Annotated in this window: 14 protein-coding genes; 3 read left to right on the top strand and 11 right to left on the bottom strand. The window is 64.9% G+C overall.

All coding sequences use genetic code 11. The annotated features are described in order from the left end of the window. Positions 1-247 precede the first annotated feature (247 nt). From mmsB to ABD791_RS12575, 10 genes are all read right to left on the bottom strand, one after another. Complete coding sequence (mmsB, locus tag ABD791_RS12620) at positions 248-1,489, bottom strand: multiple monosaccharide ABC transporter permease (RefSeq protein ID WP_345067112.1); 1,242 nt, start codon at positions 1,487-1,489, stop codon at positions 248-250. Positions 1,490-1,520: 31 nt separating this feature from the next. Continuing rightward, positions 1,521-3,050 carry a multiple monosaccharide ABC transporter ATP-binding protein gene (mmsA, locus tag ABD791_RS12615; RefSeq protein ID WP_345067109.1) on the bottom strand — a complete coding sequence of 510 codons (1,530 nt, stop codon included), beginning with the start codon at positions 3,048-3,050 and terminating at the stop codon, positions 1,521-1,523. Between the two features lie 105 nt (positions 3,051-3,155). Then, positions 3,156-4,262, bottom strand: coding sequence for a multiple monosaccharide ABC transporter substrate-binding protein (gene chvE, locus ABD791_RS12610; protein ID WP_425562253.1), 1,107 nt, complete (start codon positions 4,260-4,262; stop codon positions 3,156-3,158). A gap of 98 nt (positions 4,263-4,360) precedes the next feature. After that, positions 4,361-5,944, bottom strand: coding sequence for an L-arabinose isomerase (gene araA / locus ABD791_RS12605; RefSeq protein WP_425562250.1), 1,584 nt, complete (start codon positions 5,942-5,944; stop codon positions 4,361-4,363). Further along, positions 5,941-6,654 carry an L-ribulose-5-phosphate 4-epimerase gene (locus ABD791_RS12600; RefSeq protein WP_345067103.1) on the bottom strand — a complete coding sequence of 238 codons (714 nt, stop codon included), beginning with the start codon at positions 6,652-6,654 and terminating at the stop codon, positions 5,941-5,943. The genes araA and ABD791_RS12600 overlap by 4 nt, the downstream gene beginning before the upstream one ends. Next, positions 6,651-8,507, bottom strand: coding sequence for a ribulokinase (gene araB, locus ABD791_RS12595; RefSeq protein WP_345067100.1), 1,857 nt, complete (start codon positions 8,505-8,507; stop codon positions 6,651-6,653). Before araB ends, ABD791_RS12600 begins: the two co-directional genes overlap by 4 nt. 528 nt (positions 8,508-9,035) lie before the next feature. After that, entirely contained in the window at positions 9,036-10,055 is a 1,020-nt protein-coding gene (locus ABD791_RS12590) for a LacI family DNA-binding transcriptional regulator (protein WP_345067485.1), read from the bottom strand. Between the two features lie 144 nt (positions 10,056-10,199). Continuing rightward, positions 10,200-11,519, bottom strand: a complete 1,320-nt coding sequence (locus ABD791_RS12585; protein WP_345067097.1) for an APC family permease — start codon at positions 11,517-11,519, stop codon at positions 10,200-10,202. A 409-nt stretch (positions 11,520-11,928) separates the two neighbouring features. Next, positions 11,929-13,086 (bottom strand): cystathionine gamma-synthase, encoded by a 1,158-nt coding sequence (locus ABD791_RS12580; RefSeq protein ID WP_345067094.1) that lies wholly within the window; start codon positions 13,084-13,086, stop codon positions 11,929-11,931. A 100-nt stretch (positions 13,087-13,186) separates the two neighbouring features. Beyond that, positions 13,187-14,551 carry a cystathionine beta-synthase gene (locus ABD791_RS12575; protein WP_345067091.1) on the bottom strand — a complete coding sequence of 455 codons (1,365 nt, stop codon included), beginning with the start codon at positions 14,549-14,551 and terminating at the stop codon, positions 13,187-13,189. A 441-nt stretch (positions 14,552-14,992) separates the two neighbouring features. Between ABD791_RS12575 and ABD791_RS12570 the strand changes: the two genes are divergently transcribed. Both ABD791_RS12570 and ABD791_RS12565 read left to right on the top strand, forming a co-directional pair. After that, complete coding sequence (locus ABD791_RS12570; protein WP_345067089.1) at positions 14,993-15,685, top strand: thioredoxin-like domain-containing protein; 693 nt, start codon at positions 14,993-14,995, stop codon at positions 15,683-15,685. A 3-nt stretch (positions 15,686-15,688) separates the two neighbouring features. After that, positions 15,689-16,387 carry a DUF305 domain-containing protein gene (locus tag ABD791_RS12565; protein ID WP_345067086.1) on the top strand — a complete coding sequence of 233 codons (699 nt, stop codon included), beginning with the start codon at positions 15,689-15,691 and terminating at the stop codon, positions 16,385-16,387. A 604-nt stretch (positions 16,388-16,991) separates the two neighbouring features. Here ABD791_RS12565 and ABD791_RS12560 read toward each other — a convergent pair. Further along, entirely contained in the window at positions 16,992-18,923 is a 1,932-nt protein-coding gene (locus tag ABD791_RS12560) for an ABC transporter ATP-binding protein (protein ID WP_345067483.1), read from the bottom strand. Between the two features lie 394 nt (positions 18,924-19,317). Between ABD791_RS12560 and ABD791_RS12555 the strand changes: the two genes are divergently transcribed. Continuing rightward, entirely contained in the window at positions 19,318-20,190 is an 873-nt protein-coding gene (locus ABD791_RS12555; protein WP_345067084.1) for a DUF559 domain-containing protein, read from the top strand. Positions 20,191-20,310: the final 120 nt, after the last annotated feature.

Here is a 20,310-nt window from a genome sequence, read left to right as displayed (position 1 = left end):
CGGATGCCGGTGCACCCACGCGCTCGCGGCACGCGTTGGCGAACTGGGCACGCGGTAGTACACGTGCCCGCTTCGCAGACGCGTGCCGTGACCGACGCACGCCGCGAGCCACCCACGCCGACGGCTTCGGTATCTGCAACAGTCGTCCGGCCTCACACCGAAGGCCCCGGCATCCGCAGAACGGATGGCCGGGGCCCAGGAGAACGCGCGCACAAGCCACACAGCGCGCAGCGAACGGGGTCGAACGCTAGCGACCGCCAGCGCGACGCTTGTTGTACACGTCGAAGGCGACGGCCAGCAGCAGCACGAGACCCTTGACGGCCTGCTGCCACTCGATGCCGATACCCATGATCGACATACCGTTGTTCAGCACACCGATGATCAGACCACCGATGATGGCGCCACCGATTGTTCCGACACCACCCGTCACCGCCGCTCCACCGATGAACGCCGCCGAGATGGCCTCGAGTTCGAAGCCGTCGCCGGCCTTCGGGCCGGCGAGGTTCAGGCGTGCGGTGAAGATAAGGCCGGCCAGTGCGGCCAACACACCCATGTTCACGAACAGCCAGAAGGTGACGTTGCGGGTCTTGATGCCCGACAGCTCGGCGGCGTGCAGGTTGCCACCGATCGCGTAGATGTGACGACCGAACACGCTGCGGTTCATGATGATGCCGTAGACGAGGATGAGCACGGCGAGCACGATCAGGGTGACCGGGATGCCCTTGTACGAGGCGAGAGCCCAGCCGAACAGGCCGATGGCCACAGAGATCAGGGCGAGCTTGGCGACGAACCAGACGATCGGTTCGACCTCCTGGCCGTACTTGGCACGGCCGGCGCGGGTGCGCATCTGCTGAACGATGAGCGCAATGATCGCGATCACGGCGACACCGATGGTCAGTGGGTCGAGGTCGAATTCACCGAACACGTTGTTCAAGAAGCCGTTGCCGAGGGCACGGTATTCGGCCGGGAACGAGCCGATGTTCGCGTTGCCGAGCACCGCGAGCGCCAGGCCGCGGAAGATCAGCATGCCGGCCAGCGTCACGATGAAGGCCGGGATGCCGACAAAGGCGATCCAGAAGCCCTGCCAGACGCCGACCAGTGCACCGACCAGCAGCGAGAGGATGATCGACAGCCACCACGGCAGACCCCAGGTCACCGCGAACACGCCGGAGCAGGCCCCGACGAAGGCGGCGACCGAGCCGACCGACAGGTCGATGTGCCCGGCGATGATCACCATCACCATGCCGATGGCCAGAACGAGAATGTAGCCGTTCTGCACGATCAGGTTCGAGATGTTCTGAGGACGCAGCAGGATGCCGTCGGTCAGAACTGTGAAGAGCAACACCACCACGAGCAAGGCGATGAAGATGCCGTTCTTGCCCAGGTCGGCCAGAAGGTGGCTCAGCCACGCCCCCGCCTTGGATGTGCTCGGATTGATTTGCGCGCCCGCTGCCGTTCCCGGCGTCGGCTTGGTCTCAAGATCGCTCATTGACGTTTCTCCTAATCCACCAGCGCCGACGCTAGCGGGCCTTTTCCATGGTCATGTGTTTGATAAGGGTCTCCGGGGTGGCTTCCTTGATCGGGAACTCTCCCGTGATGCACCCCTCGGAGAGGGTGTAGATGCGGTCGCTGATGCCGAGAAGTTCCGGCAGCTCGCTCGAGATGACGATGATGCCCTTGCCCTCGGCGGCGAGCTTGTTGATGATCGCGTAGATCTCGTACTTCGCACCGACGTCGATGCCCCGTGTCGGCTCATCGAGGATGAGCACGTCAGGGTTCGAGTAGATCCATTTCGACAGCACGACCTTCTGCTGGTTTCCGCCCGACAGCTTGCCGGTCTTCGACAGCACAGAGGGAGCCTTGATGTTCATGCTGGTGCGGTACTCGTTGGCGACCTTGAACTCTTCGTTGCTGTCGACCAGGCCGCCGCGACTGAGCTTGTCCAGTGACGCCATCGAGATGTTGCGCTGGATGTCTTCAATCAGGTTGAGCCCGTACTGCTTGCGGTCTTCGGTGGCATAGGCCAGACCGTTGCCGATCGCCTCAGACACGGTGCGCGTCTTGATCTCGACGCCTTCTTTGAAGACGCGGCCCGAGATGCGCGTGCCGTAGCTGCGCCCGAACAGGCTCATCGCGAATTCGGTGCGGCCGGCGCCCATGAGCCCGGCGATGCCGACGATTTCACCCTTGCGCACGTTGATGTTGACGTTGTCGACCATGACGCGCGTCACATCGAGCGGATGGTGGGCCGTCCAGTTCTCAACACGCAGAATCTCGTCGCCGATCTTGGGGGTGTGATCGGGATAGCGGTGTTCGAGGTCGCGACCGACCATGTCTTTGATGATGCGGTCTTCGGTCACATCATTGCGGGAGATCGTCTCGATCGCCTTGCCGTCACGGATGACGGTGACCGCGTCGGCGACCTTCTTGATCTCATTCAGTTTGTGGCTGATGATGATCGACGTGATGCCCTGCTCCTTGAGGTGGCGCATCAGGTCGAGCAGGTGGTCGGAGTCTTCGTCGTTGAGAGCGGCGGTCGGCTCGTCGAGGATGAGGAGTTTGACGCGCTTGGAGAGCGCCTTGGCGATCTCGACGAGCTGCTGCTTTCCGACACCGATGTCGAGAATGCGCGTGGTCGGGTTTTCGTTCAACCCGACGCGGGCGAGCAACTTGGCGGCTTCGTGGTTGGTCTTGTTCCAGTCGATCAGACCGAACGCGCCACGCAGCTCGTTGTTCAAGAAGATGTTCTCTGCAATAGAGAGGTAGGGGCTGAGTGCCAGCTCCTGGTGGATGATGACGATGCCTTTGGCTTCGCTGTCGCTGATGTCGCGGAATGCGACGACCTCGTCTTCGAAGACGATGTCTCCGGTGTAGCTGCCGTGTGCGTACACGCCGGAGAGCACCTTCATCAAGGTGGATTTTCCGGCGCCGTTTTCACCACAGATGGCGTGAATTTCGCCGCGCGCAACATTCAGGGTGACCTCTTGCAGGGCTTTGACGCCGGGGAAGGTCTTGGTGATGCCGCGCATTTCGAGAATATTGGTGGTCACTCGCGTGCCTCTCTGAGTGTCGTGGGCGGGGTCGTGGGCAGGAGGGCGAAACGCCGGTGGGGCAACGTAACAGTAGTCGCCCCACCGGCGATTCAGTGAGTCGGACTAGCCGTCGATCTCGGCCTGGGTCCAGTAGCCGCTGTCAACCAGCTGCTCGGTGATGTTGTCCTTGACCACGATGGCGGAGTCGAGGAGGTACGAGTCAACAACCTTCTTGCCGTTGTCGTAGTCGGTGGTGTTGTTGATTTCGGGCTTCTCGCCGTTCAGCAGGGCCACCGTCATGTTGACTGCAACCTCGGCGAGCTTGCGGGTGTCCTTGAAGATGGTGGCGAACTGTTCGCCGGCAACGATGGCCTTGACGGAGTCGAGCTCGGCGTCCTGACCGGAGATGATCGGCCATTCAGCACCGACCGTGTAGCCGGAGCCTTCGAGGGCGGAGATGATTCCACGCGAGATGCCGTCGTAGGGCGAGAGAACGCCGTTGACCTTGGAACCGTCGGAGTAGGTCGAGGTCAGGATGTTTTCCATCCGGCTCTGGGCCTCTTCGCCATCCCAGCGCAGGGTTGCGACGGTGTTGAAGTCGGTCTGCTTGCTCTTGACGACGAGGGTTCCGGCGTCGATCAGCGGCTGCAGTTCTTTCATCGCACCGTTGAAGAAGAACGTGGCGTTGTTGTCGTCGGCGGAGCCGGCGAACAGCTCGATGTTGAGCGGGCCGGCGGGTGCACCGTCGACCGGCTTGCCCTCGAGGTCGGTCAGGCCGAGGCCGTTGAGCAGCGACCAGGCCTGCTGCTGTCCGACCTTGAAGTTGTCGAACGACGCGTAGTAGTTCACGTTCTCGGTGTCGCGGATCAGACGGTCGTACGCGATAACCGGAATGTCGGCATCCGCGGCATCCTGCAGCACGCTGGTGAGCGTGGTGCCGTCGATCGACGCGATGATCAGGGCTTCAGCACCCTTGGTGATCATGTTCTCGATCTGCGAGACCTGGGTGGGGATGTCGTCTTCTGCGTACTGCAGGTCGACCTTGAAGCCCTGGTCTTCGAGCTGCTTCTTGACGGCGTTGCCATCCTGAATCCAACGCTCTGACGACTTGGTCGGCATTGCAACGCCCACGAGTCCGCCCTTGCCGGCGTTGTCGCCGGAGCCGGCGTCGCCGCCCGTGCTTCCGGAGCAAGCTGCAAGCGAGACAACCATGGCGCCGGCGGCGATCATGGCAAAGAATACGTTCTTCTTCTTCACTGTGTTTCCCTTTCGTTCTTTCTCTATCGACATTGATATGAATGTCAGGTTGTTGGTGTGTACAGCTGTGATTACAGGCCTTGTGCCAAGCGGTAGTAGGCCTGATTCCATCGCACTTCGCGCGTGAAATCGCGCAGAGTGGTGGCTTTATCGATCACGAGAAGCTCGGTGCGAGACATCTCGGCGAAATCGTGGAACACCTCGATGCCGACGGCGGTCGACATGACGGTGTGGTGGGCGGCACCCGCGGTGAGCCAGGCTGCAGCGGATGTCGCGAAGTCGGGCTCCGGAGACCAGACGGCACGGCCGACGGGCAGGTTGGGCAGCGCCGCGGTGGGCTCGACGACCTCGACGACGTTCGCGACCAGGCGGAACCTGTCGCGCATGTCGGACATGGCGACGACGACGGCGGGGCCGGGGTCGGCGTTGAAGACCAGGCGAACGGGGTCTTCTTTGCCGCCGATGCCGAGCGGGTGGATCTCGAGTGTCGGCTTCGAGGTGGTCAGCGCCGGGCTGACCTCGAGCATGTGTGCACCGAGGATCAGTTCACTGCCGGGGGTGAGGTCGTAGGTGTAGTCCTCCATCAGGCTCGCGCCGCCGGGAAGACCGGAGCCCATCACGTTGGCGACACGCACCAGGATGGCCGTCTTCCAGTCGCCCTCTGCACCGAAGCCGTAGCCCTGCGCCATCAGACGCTGCACGGCGAGGCCGGGCAGCTGGCGCAGCGCGCCGAGGTCTTCGAAGCTGGTGGTGAACGCGCCGAAGCCGCCCTCCTCCAAGAAGCCCTTGAGCCCGAGCTCGATGGCGGCGCCGTAGCGCAGCGAGTCGTGGCGTTCGCCACCCTTCTGCAGCTCGGGAACCACGGTGTAGAGCTCTTCGTACTCGGCCACGAGGGCGTCGATGGCGTCGTCGGAAACGGCGTGAACAGCATCCGCCAGCTCGTTGACCCCCCAGGTGTTGACCTGCACACCGAAGCGCAGCTCGGCCTCGGTCTTGTCGCCCTCCGTCACGGCGACGTACCGCATGTTGTCACCGAAGCGGGCGAGCTTGAGCGTGCGCGAGGCAGCCCAGCCGGCGGCGGCGCGCATCCAGGTGCCGACCTGGGCGGTGACGGCCGGGTTCGAGACGTGGCCGACGACGGTCTTGCGGGCGACGCCGAGGCGGGTCTGGATGTAGCCGAACTCCCGGTCGCCGTGCGCGGCCTGGTTGAGGTTCATGAAGTCGAAGTCGATCTCGGCCCAGGGCAGCTCGACGTTGGCCTGCGTGTGCAGGTGCAGCAGCGGCTTGGTCAGCGCGTCGAGACCGGCGATCCACATCTTCGCCGGCGAGAAGGTGTGCATCCAGGCGATCAGACCGATCACGTTGTCGTCGGCGTTGGCGTCGAGTGCCGCGCGTCGGATCGAGTCGGAGTTCGTGAGAACGGGCTTCCAGACGATCTTCACCGGCACGTCGTGAGCGGCGCCGAGCGTGCGCGCGATCTCCTGGGACTGCTCAGCAACCTGGCGGAGAGTCTCTTCGCCGTAGAGGTTCTGGCTTCCGGTGAGAAACCAGACCTCATAGTGGTCGAGGGTGGTGGACAAAGCAGTCGAGGGCAGCGGCGTCGTGGCCAGCGGTGTGGCCAACGGGGTGGCCAACGGTGTGTGCTGTGCGGTCATTTCTGAAGTGCTCCCTGCGGTGCTTGTCCGTAGACGTTCTGGTATCGGTTGAAGAGAGAGTCGATGGCCTCTTGCGGAATCGGCACGAGCGCACCGCCGGCCCGAGCAATCTGCACGGTGCGAGCGACATCCTCGACCATGACCGCGGCCTTGACCGCGTCACGAGCGGTGCTGCCGATCGTGAACGGGCCGTGGTTCTGCATCAGCACGGCACGCGAGCGGTGCCCGGTGAGCGTGTCCACGATGCCGCGGCCGATGGAGTCGTCGCCGATGATCGCGAACGGGCCGATCGGGATGTCCCCACCGAACTCGTCGGCCATGGCCGTGATCACACACGGGATCGGTTCGGCTCTGGCCGCCCACGCGGTGGCGTAGGTGGAGTGTGTGTGCACGACCCCGCCCACCTCAGGCATATTCCGGTAGACGTATGCATGTGCGGCGGTGTCGCTGGACGGCGCACGGTCGGCACCGGGGGTGTCGGGAATCACCGCTCCGTCGAGGTCGCAGAGAATCATGTTCTCTGGCGCGAGGTCGGCGTAGTCCACGCCGCTCGGCTTGATCACGAACAGGTCGGCGCCGGGAACCCGGCCAGACACATTGCCACCGGTCCAGACGACCAGGCTGTTGGCGGTCAGCTCGGAATGAAGGTGGGCGATCTCGGTGCGCACGCGGGCGACGGCAACCTCGATCTGCGGGCCGAAGGTGCTCATGCGAACACCTCGCCGTCGGTGATCGAGTCTGTCGAGTTCACGTCAGCCGGTACCGAAATGAGGAGTGGAGTGGCGAGCCGCTCCCCCGCATCCCTGTTTTCGGGGGTCGACACACCTCCACTCCTCGTTTCGGTACCCAGAACGGGCGCGACGGATGCCGCGGCCACGTCACGCTTGAGGGCTTTCAGCCGGTGCATGACCTCGTTCGCGCCGCGACCGAAGTAGTCGTGCAGCAGCGTGTACTCCTCGAACAGCAGGTCGTAGGCCGCAGCAGACTGCTCGTTCGGCGTGTAGACATTCTTGTTCAGCTTGCCCATCGCCTGGCCGGCCGCGCGCACATCGGCGTAGGCGCCGGCGGCGACGGCGGCGTGGATGGCCGAGCCGAGCGCCGGGCCCTGCTCGCTGGCGATCGTCGAGATCGGCAGGCGCAGGATGTCGCTGTAGGTCTGCATCAGGAAGGCGTTCTTCAGCAGTCCGCCGGCGACGATGAATTCGGTGACCGGCACGCCGCTGTCGTTGAACGTCTCGACGATGGTGCGTGCGCCGAAGGCCGTGGCTTCGAGCAGCGCCCGGTAGACCTCCTCGGTGCGGGTGGTCAGCGTGGTTCCGACGACGACGCCGGACAGTTCGTGATCGACCAGCACTGAGCGGTTGCCGCTGTGCCAGTCGAGCGCGATCAGGCCGTGCGCTCCGACGGGTTCGAGGGCGGCGAGATCGGTCAGATACTGGTGGATCGACTGGCCGGCGGCATCCGCTGCTGCGAAATAGCGCTCGGGAACCTGGTTGTTGACGTACCAGGCGAAGATGTCCCCGACGCCGGACTGGCCGGCCTCGTAGCCGTAGAGGCCGGAGACGATGCCGCCGTCGACGACGCCGCACATGCCCGGAACCTCGGCGAGGATGTCTGAGTTCATCACGTGGCAGGTCGAGGTGCCCATGATGGCGACCATCTGGCCGGGCTCGACTGCCTGGGCGGCCGGGGCGGTGACGTGGGCGTCGACGTTGCCGACGGACACGGCGATGCCCTCAGGCAGGCCTGTCCAGGCGGCGGCCTGCTTCGAGAGCGTGCCGGCGGATGCGCCGAGCTGGCCGATCTCGTGGGCCACCTTGGTCTCGGCGAAGTCGGCGAATTCGGGGTTCAGTGCGGCGAGGAACTCACGGCTTGGGTACTGCCCGTCCTGCAGGATTCCCTTGTAGCCGGCGGTGCACGCGTTGCGCACGTACTGGCCGGTGAGCTGCCAGACGATCCAGTCTGCCGCTTCAACCCAGTGGTCCATGCGGTGGTAGAGCTCTGCATCTTCTTCGAGCAGCTGCAGGCCCTTGGCGAATTCCCACTCGCTCGAGATGAGGCCGCCGTAGCGCGGCAGCCAGCTCTCGCCGCGCTCAAAGGCGAGGTCGTTGATGCGGTCGGCGTGCGGCTGGGCGGCGTGGTGCTTCCAGAGCTTCACGTAGGCGTGCGCACGATCGGCGTACTCGGGCAGCTCGTTCAGCGGGGTGCCGTCGGCGAGGGTCGGAACCATGGTGCACGCGGTGAAGTCCGTGCCGATGCCGATGACAAGCGCCGGGTCGATGCCGGCGGCGGCGACGGCGGCAGGAACGGCGCTCTTCAGCACGTCCACGTAGTCCTGCGGAACCTGCAGCGCCCAATCGGGAGCGAGTGCGGCGCCCGTCGACGCGAGCGTGGTGTCCATGACGCCGTGCGGGTAGTCGAGAGTGGCCGAGCCCAGTTCGGCTCCGTCGGACACACGCACAACGACGGCCCGTCCTGACAAGGTTCCGTAGTCGACTCCGATGACGTACGAGTCATTCGTGGCCGGCGCCTGGGGTGTCGCTTGCTGGGCGGTCGTGGTCACGATACGACTCCTTCGTCATGGTTTTTTTCAAATGTGAACGGTCACATTGCTTCGCCCATGCTAGCTGCAAACATGATTTCTGTGTCAACTCGAGATGGTCACAGTCGTGCAACGGACGTCAGCGCGCTTGCAACGACCGTCAGTTCGCCGCTCGCGCCGACGAAGAAATCGATGCCAGCAACCCGCGGTTAGCGGCTCAACGCCAACAAGCGAGCATCCGCTCAATGCCCGGTTGAGCGATCGACGCAAAGGAGGAGATTCTGCGAAACGCTGTCTCAAACCGCCGGTTTCACACGGCGTGTTGCCGTTTCTCCTCCTTTGCGTACGGGCGCAGCCGCGTGGGCATCGTGTCGCGCCGAAGGTGCAAGAGGTGCCGGAGGAGCCGGAGGAGCCGGAGGTGCCGGAGGAGGAGGAAACTCAGCGCAGGCAGCGCGTCCGGTGGGGCGATCTCGGCGACGGCAGGGGTGTTGACGGAGGAATGTCAGCGACGCAGGCGACGCAGAGGGACCTCAGCGAACGGAGAGGGACCTAGCGAAAGTAGGGCGACGGCGGGGCTGTCGACCCGCGCACGATGAGTTCGGGGGTGATCACATCCCGGTAGTCGACCGGCTGGTCGTCGGTGATCGAACTCAGCAGCAGCGCCATGCACCGGCGACCGAGTTCGGCGAAGTCCTGGCGCACTGTCGTGAGCGGCGGCCAGAAATGGGCGGCCTCCGGGATGTCGTCGAAGCCGATGATGCTGACGTCGCCTGGCACATCGAGGCCGGCATCACGAACGGCGTGAATCAGCCCGAGGGCCATCTGGTCGTTCGAGGAGAAGATCGCGGTGAAGTCGCGCACCCGCAACATTTCACGGCCGGCATAGTAACCGAACTCGGCGGTCCAGTCGCCGAGAATCGGCGCGGTGGTCGGGACATCCATCGCCCCCATCTCGTCGAGAAAACCACGCATGCGCGCCTCGGCTTCGATCCAGTCCTGGGGGCCGGCGAGATGGTAAATGTCGCGGTGACCGAGCTCGATCAGGTGATGGGTGGCCAGGCGGGCACCGGCAATCTGGTCGACGGAGAGCGTGTGTTCGTCGAGGCGTCCTGTGGACTGCATCGTCACGAACGGCACGTCAATCGCCATGTGCTCGAGGGCGTCGAACACACGCACCTGCGGGGCAATGACAACGATTCCCTCCACCGATTGGCTCATCAGGTGGGTCAGCGCTGCCTCGATCGATTCCGGATCGACGGCGGACAGATTCGCCATGTTCACGTAGTAGCCGGCCTCGCGGGCGGCGTCTTGGATTGCCGCGATGCTGCTGGCCGGGCCGTAATGCGAGCCGGAGGCCGACAACACCCCGATGGTGCGCGAACGCCCGTTGCCGAGAGCCCTGGCCGCCCGGTTCGGGCGATAGTGCACGTCTTCCATGACCTGCAGCACGCGAGCCTTGGTGGTGTCCCTGATGCTCGGGTGGTTGTTCAGAACCCGCGACACGGTCTGATGTGAGACGCCGGCCAGACGCGCAACATCACGAATGCTGGGCGCACGACCCGGGGGCATTTCGGAGATCACGACGTCGGCCTCGCTTCGATGTGCACGGTCACAGTTGTGCATGCAGGTCAATTATGCACAGAAATAGTGCGTGCAAAACGCCTATGTTACTGTCACATTCCGCGCTGATGCCTCCGCGACGTCGCATGCATCTTACGGAATATAGCGCCGCCGCCTGGCTCGTTTGACGAGCATGACGACGACAGCCGCGAGTGCCAACACCGCGGGAACGAGCAAATTCGGGCCGGCGAGAACCAACAATCCGATGGTGAGCACGACCGAGATCACCGCCAGCCACCAGCCCGCTGAGTAGCGGGCGAGCAGACGCACCGCCGCGATCATGCCAAGCGCATAGATCGAAACCATCGCGCTGGTGTGGATCAGGATGAACGGGGTCAAGTCGAGGTCACGCCAGATCATGATCGCGAAATAGCAGCTCGTGAGGCCCGCGACGACGGCCAGGGCCCGCCGCGGAACACCGCCGGCTTCGACGCCGCTGGCGATCCAGCGCGGCAGATCGCCGTCACGGCCGAGGGAGGCTCCGAGCTTGCCGAATGCGCTCAGGTAGACGTTGAGCACGCCGAGCGCCACAATCGCGGCGATGACTGCCACGAAGACCGGCCCAATTCCCGGCGCCCCCCTTGCCACCAGCTCGAGTAGCGGAACCGGCCCGCTCCCTGCCGATTCGCCGAGCACTGCCACCGTCACGAATTGCAGTGCCAGATAGGAGACGCCGACGACGACCAGGGCGATGGCCGTGGCCACCGGGATGACCCGGCGAGGGTTCTTGAACTCGCCGGCGATGTGGGTGCCGACTTCCCACCCGGCGAAAGCCCAGACGAACAGGCTGATGGCGGTGCCGACTCCGCCCCAGCCGTGCGGCATGAACGGGTGAAAGCTCGCCGGATCCGCCGCCGGCAGCGCCACGGCGACGACCCCGATCACGATGAAGAGCAGTGCCCCGGTGAGCACGAGTTGCACGATGCCAGAGACGCGCAGCCCGAAGTAGTTCGCGACGAACGGAGGAACGAGAATCGCCGCGGCGACCCACACCACCGCCGAGCGATCAGCGCCGACAATCGCGACGACATACTCGGCACCGAGCATCGCCACCACTGGCGCGCCCACTCCGACCCCGAAGAAGAACCAGTAGCCGGCCATCCGCGCCCAGGTCTCCCCGAGTGCGCGACGCACGTAGCTGGCCACCCCGCCCGCATCGGGATAGCGGGATGCCAGCGCGGCAAACGTTCCGGCGAGCGGGATCGACAGCAGAAAGACGGCGAACACGGCCACCATCGACGCCGGCCCCGCCGCGCTGGCCGCGAGGCCCGGCAGCACCAGAATGCCCGTGCCCAGCACTGCCGCGATGTAGAGAGCAGTTCCCTGCAGCAGCCCGAGGCTTCCCTGGTGGGCGGGAGCGGCATCCGTCACGTCGGGAACGGATGGCGTGGGGCGGGCGGCTGAAATGGTCACCGAGCAATCTTCTCGCGCGCCTGCGCTCGGCCGAAATGGCAGAACCGACACCGTTCGTACCGAAACTGCCAGTACGCATTTTCCGTATCTGGGCTATTTCGTTGGTCGAGGAGCGCGCGACGAAGGAGCGCGCGTCTCGAGACCCGGCGAGCCGATCCCTTGACTCGGGTTGCGTGTGAACGTCGGCTCACGAGGTCTCGAGCTTCCGGGCCGCTGCGCGGCATTGTGGTCAACGAATTTGACCATTTCGTTGGTCGAGGAGGCCGCCCGCGATCGGGTCGAGACCCCGTGAGCCAATGTTTGAACGCAACCCGAGTACAAGGATCGGCTCGCGAGATCTCGAGACGCGTGCTCGCAAGCTCGCTCGCTCCTCGACCAACGAAACGGTCGAGGAACGAGCGGTGGCCCCCTACTTCTTCTTCGGCATCGCCCGATCGAGGTCGGCGATCAGGTCGGTGACATCCTCGATGCCCACCGAGAGGCGCACAATGTTGTCCGGCACCTCGAGAACGGTGCCGCGCACCGACGCATGAGTCATCTCCGACGGGTAGTTGACGAGCGATTCCACGCCACCGAGCGACTCCGCGAGCTGGAACAGTTTGGTCTTCTCCGCGAACTTGCGCGCGGCCTTCGCGCCGCCGACGAACGCGAGCGAGAGCATCCCGCCGAAGCCGCTCATCTGCTGCTTGGCCAGCGCGTGACCCGGGTGATCGGGCAATCCCGGGTAGTAGACGGCTTCGAGGGCCGGATGTCCATCCAGGTGTTCGGCGATGGCCTGCGCGTTGCTGCTGTGACGTTCCATCCGCACGGCGAGTGTTTTGATGCCGCGAATCGTCAGCCAGGCATCCAGCGGAGCCGACACCGGTCCGGCCGCGAACTGCAGAAACAGCGCCTTCTCGGCCAGGGCGTCATCGTTGATGATCAGTGCGCCGCCGAGCACATCCGAGTGTCCGCCGAGGTACTTGGTGGTGGAGTGCACAACGACATCGGCGCCGTGCAGCAGGGGGCGCTGCAGGGCCGGCGACGCAAATGTGTTGTCTACGACCACGATGAGGCCGGCGCGGTGGCCGATCTCCGCCAGCTCGGCGATGTCGCTGATCTTCATCAGCGGGTTGCTGGGCGTCTCGATCCAGAGCATTTTCGTCTCGCCGGCGATGATCGCCTTCTCGACCGCGCGCAGGTCAGACATATCGACGACCGTGTTGCGGATGCCCCAGGGGCCGTGCACGCGTTCGATCAGTCGGTGGGTTCCGCCGTAGACGTCGTTGCCCATCACGATGTGATCGCCCGGGGACAAGGCCGCCCGCAGCAGGGTGTCTTCGGCGGCCAGACCGCTGGCGAACGAGAGGCCGTGCTTGCCGCCCTCGAGTGCGGCGAGCAAGGTCTGCAGGGAATCACGGGTGGGGTTGCCGCCGCGGCTGTACTCGTAGCCGCCGCGCAGCTCGCCGATGCTCTTCTGCACGAAGGTGCTCGACTGGTAGATCGGCGGGATGACGGCGCCGGTCGTCGGGTCGAATTCCTGCCCAGCGTGGATGGCGACGGTGTTGAAATGCTGCTTCCTGGCCATGATCTGTCTATTCCTTTGTTCTGCGGGCCTTGCGGGCTCTGCCGGTCGTGCGAGTTGCTGCGAGTTGCTGCGAGTTGCTCTTGTCGGGCGAGCGCCCGGTTTAGGCGCTGAGGTAGTTGAGCAGGTCGTGCCGGGTGATGACGCCGAGCGGCTTGCCGCCGTCGGACACCAGCAGCGCGTCGTGCTGCGCAAACGCGGCGCGGGCTGAGGCGACAGGTTCGTTCACACCGATCAGCGGGAGGGCGGCGCCGACGAAATCGCCGACCCGGTCGGCCAGCTGGGCCGTGCCCTCGAAGACGAGCTCCAACAGGGCGCGTTCGTCGATCGCCCCGACGACTTCGCCCATCACGACCGGCGGTTTCGCGTTCAACACGAGCAGCTGCGAAACGCTGGAAGCCGTCATCGTCTCGATCGCGTCACGCACGGTGTCGCTCGGGTGCACGTAGACGAACGCGGGCAGTGCGCCGGTTTTCGCCGAGAGCAGATCGCCCACCGTGTGCCCGGCTGGCGCGTTCGTGAACCCGTAGCTGCGCATCCACCCGTCGTTGAAAATCTTGCCGAGGTAGCCGCGGCCGCCATCGGGCAGCAGCACGACGATGGTGTCGGCGGCGGTCAGCTTCTCAGCGGCGCGGAGCGCGGCGACCACGGCCATGCCACTTGAGCCGCCGACGAGGATTCCCTCTTCGAGGGCGAGCCGACGGGTCATCGCGAAGGAGTCGGCGTCGGAGACGGCGATGATCTCGTGCACGACGGTGGGGTCGTAGGCGGCTGGCCAGAAATCCTCGCCGACGCCCTCGACCAGGTAGGGGCGGCCGGTGCCGCCCGAGTAGACCGAGCCTTCCGGGTCGGCGCCGATGATTCTGACCGTGTCGCCAGAGACCTCGCGCAGGTAGCGGCCGGTGCCGGTGATGGTGCCGCCGGTGCCGACGCCGGCGACGAAGTGGGTGACGGTGCCGTCGGTGTCGCGCCAGATTTCGGGGCCGGTGGTCTCGTAGTGGCTGAGCGGCCCGTTCGGGTTGGCGTACTGGTTGGGCTTGAAGGCGCCGGGGATCTCGCGGGCCAAGCGATCGGAGACGCTGTAGTAGGACTCTGGGTCGTCGGGGGCGACGGATGTCGGGGTCACGACGATCTCGGCGCCATAGGCGGTGAGCACATTGCGCTTGTCTTCGCCCACCTTGTCTGGCAGCACGAAGACGCACTTGTAGCCGCGCTGTTGGGCGACGAGTGCGAGGCCGACGCCCGTGTTGCCGGAGGTGGGTTCGACGATGGTTCCGCCGGGCTTGAGCTGCCCGTCGCGCTCGGCGGCGTCGATGATGCGAGTGGCGATGCGGTCTTTTGACGAGCCGCCGGGGTTCAAATACTCGAGTTTCACCAGCACAGTGGCGGCGATGCCCTCTGTGACGGAGTTGAGCTTGACCAGCGGGGTGTCGCCGATCAAATCAAGAATGGTCTGGGCGATCTTCATAGAAGGTTCCTTTGTTGGCTGTCGCTGTCGAAGCGGCCCCAGGCTGTCAAGCACTTTGTGCAGGCGGCGAAACGGCGACGATGGGTCGTGCAGGATGTGCGGGGTCGGCTAGCGACAGCAACAACAGGGGCACAACGTCTGGGCGAACACGACTCCATGCTACTCGGCGCATCCGCTCGTCTTCACTGCGTGACAGAACCGGCGACGCCATCAGCGATGCGACGCTCGACCAGACTCTCGACGCAACCCTCGACCCTGCTCCTGACGCGGCTCTCGCGACGGCCCTCGCGACGGCCCTCGCGACGGCCCTCACGACGGCTCTCGCGACGGCCCTCGCGACGGCTCCCGCGACTGTGAAGAAGCTGTGAGACACGCATGATAGGAAGCGCGACCAGGTTCGATACGTTCGTATTGTTGAAGGACAACCACGAGAGGCCTCTAATGACCCCCGCGCCACAGTCAGGCTCCACGTCTGATACCCCGAACTTGACCGTCAAGCAGCAGCGCCAGGTGCAGCGAGACAAGAAGCTCGAAGAGTTTCGCAAAGAGCAGAAGCGCACAGTGCGCAACCGCAAGATCGGCATTTCTATTGCCGTGGTTGCCGCTGTTGCAGTGGTCGGCCTGGTTGTCGCCTCGGTCGTGTTGACCCCACAGCGGGCGAGCTACACGGCCGACGCCGCCGGCAGCGGCGCCAAGATCAAGGGCGTCGAGACGTTCTCCAATAGCGCGGGCCACGTCGAGACCGCTGTCACCTACCCCCAGACTCCGCCCGCCGGTGGCGAGCACAACCCGATGTGGTTGAACTGTGGCGTCTACACGGAGCCGGTACCCAACGAGAACGCAGTGCACTCGTTGGAGCACGGAGCCGTCTGGGTCACCTATGACCCGTCGATCAGCTCGGCAGAGCTCGACGCACTGAAGATGAAGGTTCCGACGACGTATGCCGTGCTGTCTCCCTTTGAAGACATCCCCTCCCCCATCGTGCTGAGCGCATGGAACGCGCAGCTCAAGGTCGACAAGGCCGACGACCCGCGCATTGCGAAGTTCTTCGAGGAGTACTGGAAGAGCCCCAACGTGCCGGAACCCGGCTCTGCCTGCACCGGCGCCCTCGACGCGCCCGGAAAGGTCAGCTAGCCATTGGCTCTGACTCCTTCTGAGACTGAGGCCGTTGCTTCGGAGACGGCTGAGACGAATTCCCCGCGTCGGGTCGGCCGTGTGGTGCTGCTGCTCGCCGCCCTGGTCGTGGTCGCTCTCATCGCTGTCGGCGCGTTTGCGGCCGGCCGGCTGAGCACCCTCGACAACCCCACGCCGAGCGCGAACAGCGCAGAGGCCGGATTCGCCCGCGACATGCAGGTGCACCACATTCAGGGTGTCGAGATGGCGATGATCGTGCGCGACCTCACCGACGACCCGGCCGTGCGCCTGCTCGCCTACGACATCGCCACGACGCAGGGCCAGCAGGCCGGTCAGCTCTACGGCTGGCTCACCGAATGGCAGCTCTCCCAGCTGGGCAGCGAACCGTCGATGACCTGGATGACGCGCCCCGGCCGCTCGGACACCGGTCACGAGCACGCGTCAACGCATGTTGCAGGGGCGCCGATGCCCGGGCTGGCGACGGATGCTCAGATGGCGGAGTTGAAGGCGGCATCCGGAGTCGACGCCGAACGCATCTTTCTCACCCTGATGATCGCGCACCACAAGGGTGCTATCGAGATGGCACAGGCAGTGCTGGATCGTGCCGACAACACCTCGGTGCTGGGCTTCGCGAACGCCGTGATGCTGAGCCAGACCTCGGAGATTAAGCTGATGCAGGACATGTTGGCCGAGCGCGCGTAGTCGCGGCGTACATCGGTCGACCGCTCCGTTGGTCGAGGAGCGAGCGAGCGTAGCGAGCCGGTGTCTCGAGACCACCGCTGGCCAATCCTCAGACGTGACCAGAGTTCTGAGATCGGCTCGCGAGGTCTCGAGACGCTGTGCCGCTGCGCGGCTGTGCCGCTGCGCGGCATTGTGGTGGACGAATATCACCATTTCGGTGGTCGAGGAGCGAGCGCCAGCGAGTGTCTCGAGACCTCGCGAGCGAATGTTCAAACGCAACCCGAGTCCAAGGATCGGCTCGCGAGATCTCGAGACGCGTGCTCGCAAGCTCGCGCGCTCCTCGATCAACGAAAAGGCCATATACCTCATAGACGCTGTGCCGCTGTGCCACATGGTGGTGGACGAGTATCACCATTTCGGTGGTCGAGGAGCGAGCGCCAGCGAGTGTCTCGAGACCTCGCGAGCGAATGTTCAAACGCAACCCGAGTTCAAGGATTTGCTCGCGAGATCTCGAGACGCGGCCTCCTACGTCGGCTGCTCCTCGATCAACGAGATGGCCCATACGGCTCGCGAGATCTCGAGACGCGGCTTGCTGCGTCGGCTGCTCCTCGATCGACGAACCTGCTCAGTCGACCGCCGCCACCGGCGACGTGATCTGCTCCGAATAGAGCCGCGCATACACGCCATCCCGCGCGAGCAGCTCAGAGTGCGTCCCTCGCTCGACGATTTTGCCGGCAGCGACAACGAAGATCACGTCGGCCGACACGATGGTCGACAAGCGATGCGCGATCGCGATCGTCGTGCGCCCCCTGGCCGCCGTGTCAAGCGCGGCTTGAACCACGCGCTCCGAAATCGAGTCGAGAGCACTCGTCGCCTCGTCGAGAATGAGCACTTCCGGGTCTTTGAGCAGCACCCGCGCAATCGCAATCCGCTGTTTCTCACCGCCGGACAGTCGGTAGCCGCGCTCCCCGACGAGCGTGTCATAGCGGTCGGGAAATGACGCGATCGTGTCGTGGATGTTCGCGGCACGCGCCGCGGTCTCGAGTTCGGCGTCTGTCGCATCCGGTTTGGCGTAACGCAGATTCTCGGCGATCGTCGCGTGAAAGAGATACGTCTCTTGGCTGACAATGCCGATGTGGGAGACGAGCGACTCCTGCGCCAGCTCGCGCACGTCGACTCCGGAGAACAGCACCCGGCCCGCCGTCGCCTCGTAGAAACGAGGGATCAAGTAGGACACCGTGGTTTTGCCGGCGCCGGATGGGCCGACGAATGCCGCGAATTGGCCGGGTTCGATGACGAAGGAGACCGCGTCGAGCGTGGGGCGCGACTCGTCAGAGGCATCGGGGTAGGCAAAGGTCACCCGGTCGAACTCGACCCGTCCGGCGTCGGGACCATGGGCGGGCAGCTGCCGGGCTTCTGGAACATCCACGATGGCCGGCTTGAGGTCGAGGTACTCGAAGATGCGGGCGAACAGGGCGCTCGAGGTCTGCAGATCGAGCGCGACCCGCATGAGCCCCAGCAGCGGGAACATCAGCCGAGCCTGCACCGTCGTGAACGCCACGATGGTGCCGGCCGTGATATCCGTCGCCCCGTTTTGCATCAACAAACCGGCGACCAGGTACACGATCGCCGGGATGCTCGACAGAAAAATGTTGACCATCGCGAAGAACCACTGGCCGCTCATCTGCTGGCGCACCTGCAGCCGCACCTGGTTGTCGTTCTCGTCGGAGTAACGGTTGATCTCTGACTTCTGACGAGTGAAACTCTTCGCCAAGAGGATGCCGGAGACGCTCAGCGTCTCCTGCGTGATCGCCGTCATGTCTGAGAGGGATTCCTGGGTCGCCGTGGCAATGCGGGCCCGCACCTGGCCGACACGGCGCTGCGCGATGACCAGGATCGGCATCAGGATGACCGCCACAACGGTGAGCTGCCAGTTGAGCAGCAGCATGGCCACGAACGCGGCGATCACGGTGACCGTGTTGCCCAAAACGCTCGAAATCGTGTTGGTCAGAACGCTGGCGACACCGCCGACGTCGTTCTGCAGCCTCGACTGGATCACGCCGGTCTTGGTCTTGGTGAAGAAGCTCAGTTCCATGGCCTGCAGGTGGGTGAACAGGCGCACCCGCAGCGCTCCCATCACCTGGTTGCCGACCGTCGCGGTCAGCCAGGTCTGCCAGACGCCGAGCAACGCGCCGACGATGTAGACCGCCATCATGGTGCCGACGAGCACGCCCAGGGTCTGCATGTTCGGGGTGCCCTCTGGGGGAAATAGCCCGTCGTCGAACGCCCGCTGGGTCAGCAGCGGGGGCACCACCGAGAGAGCGGCACCGATGAGCACGAGCACCACGGTGACGGCCAAGGCGACCTTGTGGTCGGCGAACAGCGCGGCAATCCGCGAAAACAGGTTCGGGATGCGCGGCGCCTCGGCATTCGCCGCACGCTGTGCTTGCACGTCGCCGCCGCTGACTCGGCCGCCGCGGCCGCCACCGCCACCGCCGCCACCGCGACCTCCGCCGCCGCCCGCGCCGCCTCCGCCGCCTCCGCCGCCGCCATGCATTCCACTCATACCTTCACCCTAGGTCGGGTTGGGCGCGTGTGCTTCACTCGCTCGGCGTTCCCTCGGTTCCTTGTTCAGGAGCGGAGGTGTGTCACCCCCGCTCTCCGGGCTGAATCCGGCGCCACTGCAGTGCCGACATGCCTCCACTCCTGAACTGAGTCCCTCCTGGCTTGGGTTCCAATTTCAAGTGCGCGACCGCGTCGCATCCGTTCTGGGATCCTCGTTCAGGAGTGGAGGTGTGTCACCCCCGCCTTCCGGCCTGAAACCGCGCGACTCGCCGCTCCACTCCTGAACGACGTCCCTCCACAGGCGGGCAGGGTGGGAGTAATTCCACAAGCTGCGCATCTCGCAACCCGTCGGACCGTCCGGCCGCGAAGCTTCGACCATGGTTTCAGTGACGAAGACTCTCAATGCCCGTGGCGGGGTCGCGCGCCGACGGGAACTTCTCTCCGATGGCGTCGGCGCCAAACAGTTGGCAGCCGCGGTTCATCTCGGCCGGATCCTGCGCGTTCGGCGAGGCTGGTATGCCCTGCCCAATCTCAATCCCGATCTGATCAAGGCGGTACGGGTCGGCGGGCGACTGGCCTGCGTGTCAGCCGCCCGCCACTACGGCTGGGCGGTCGGCGAAGACGTCGGCCTCCATATCTGCGTGGCGGCGAACGCGTCTCGGCTCCACTCCCCGCACAACCCAGCAGAGCGGATGTCGCCCGATGGCTCCCCCGGCATCACCCTCCATTGGGAGAAGAAGAAGTCCGTTCGCACTACAGCGCGCTGGGTCACCTCCCGGCGCGAAACGGTTCTGCAGCTCGCTTCCTGTCAGAGTCCGGAGCTCGCAGTCGCCGCCTTCGATTCGTTCATGCACCTCGACCCGGTCCGGAGCGCCGAACTCCCCGACTGGCTCGCCGAGCTTCCCCGGTACATTCTCGACCAGTTCGAATCATGCAGTGCACTCTGCGAAAGCTTTCTCGAGAGCATCGGGCGGATCCGGCTCGCGCGGGAGGGTCTCCATGGTGAGCATCAGGTCAAGATCACCGGGGTCGGCCGAGTCGATCTCCTCGTCAACGGCTGGCTGGTCATCGAGTGGGATGGGCTCGAACACCACGACAATGGTGCTGCCCACGACGAGGATTGCCACCGCGACGCCGTACTTGCCTCGCTCGGCTACCGCACTTTGCGCTTCACCTACGCGATGGTCATGCACGAGTGGTACCTGGTCATCGCGGCAATCCGTGCGGTGCTCGCCGGCGGTCGTCCCGCGCGCCCGTAGTCCGCGTCCACGGCAGTCTGACGCCCACGTCTCACACACCGGACGGCCGGAATTCCATCGCGCGCCTACCGTCGGCTTTCTGGGCTGAAACCCTGAGGGGCTCCTTCCGCCGGATCCCCG

The sequence above is a fragment of the Glaciibacter kafniensis genome, assembly GCF_039538945.1.
Lineage (GTDB): Bacteria > Actinomycetota > Actinomycetes > Actinomycetales > Microbacteriaceae > Cryobacterium > Cryobacterium kafniensis.
The sequence above is the reverse complement of the archived record's forward strand: the minus strand, read 5'-3'. Positions and strand labels throughout refer to the sequence as shown.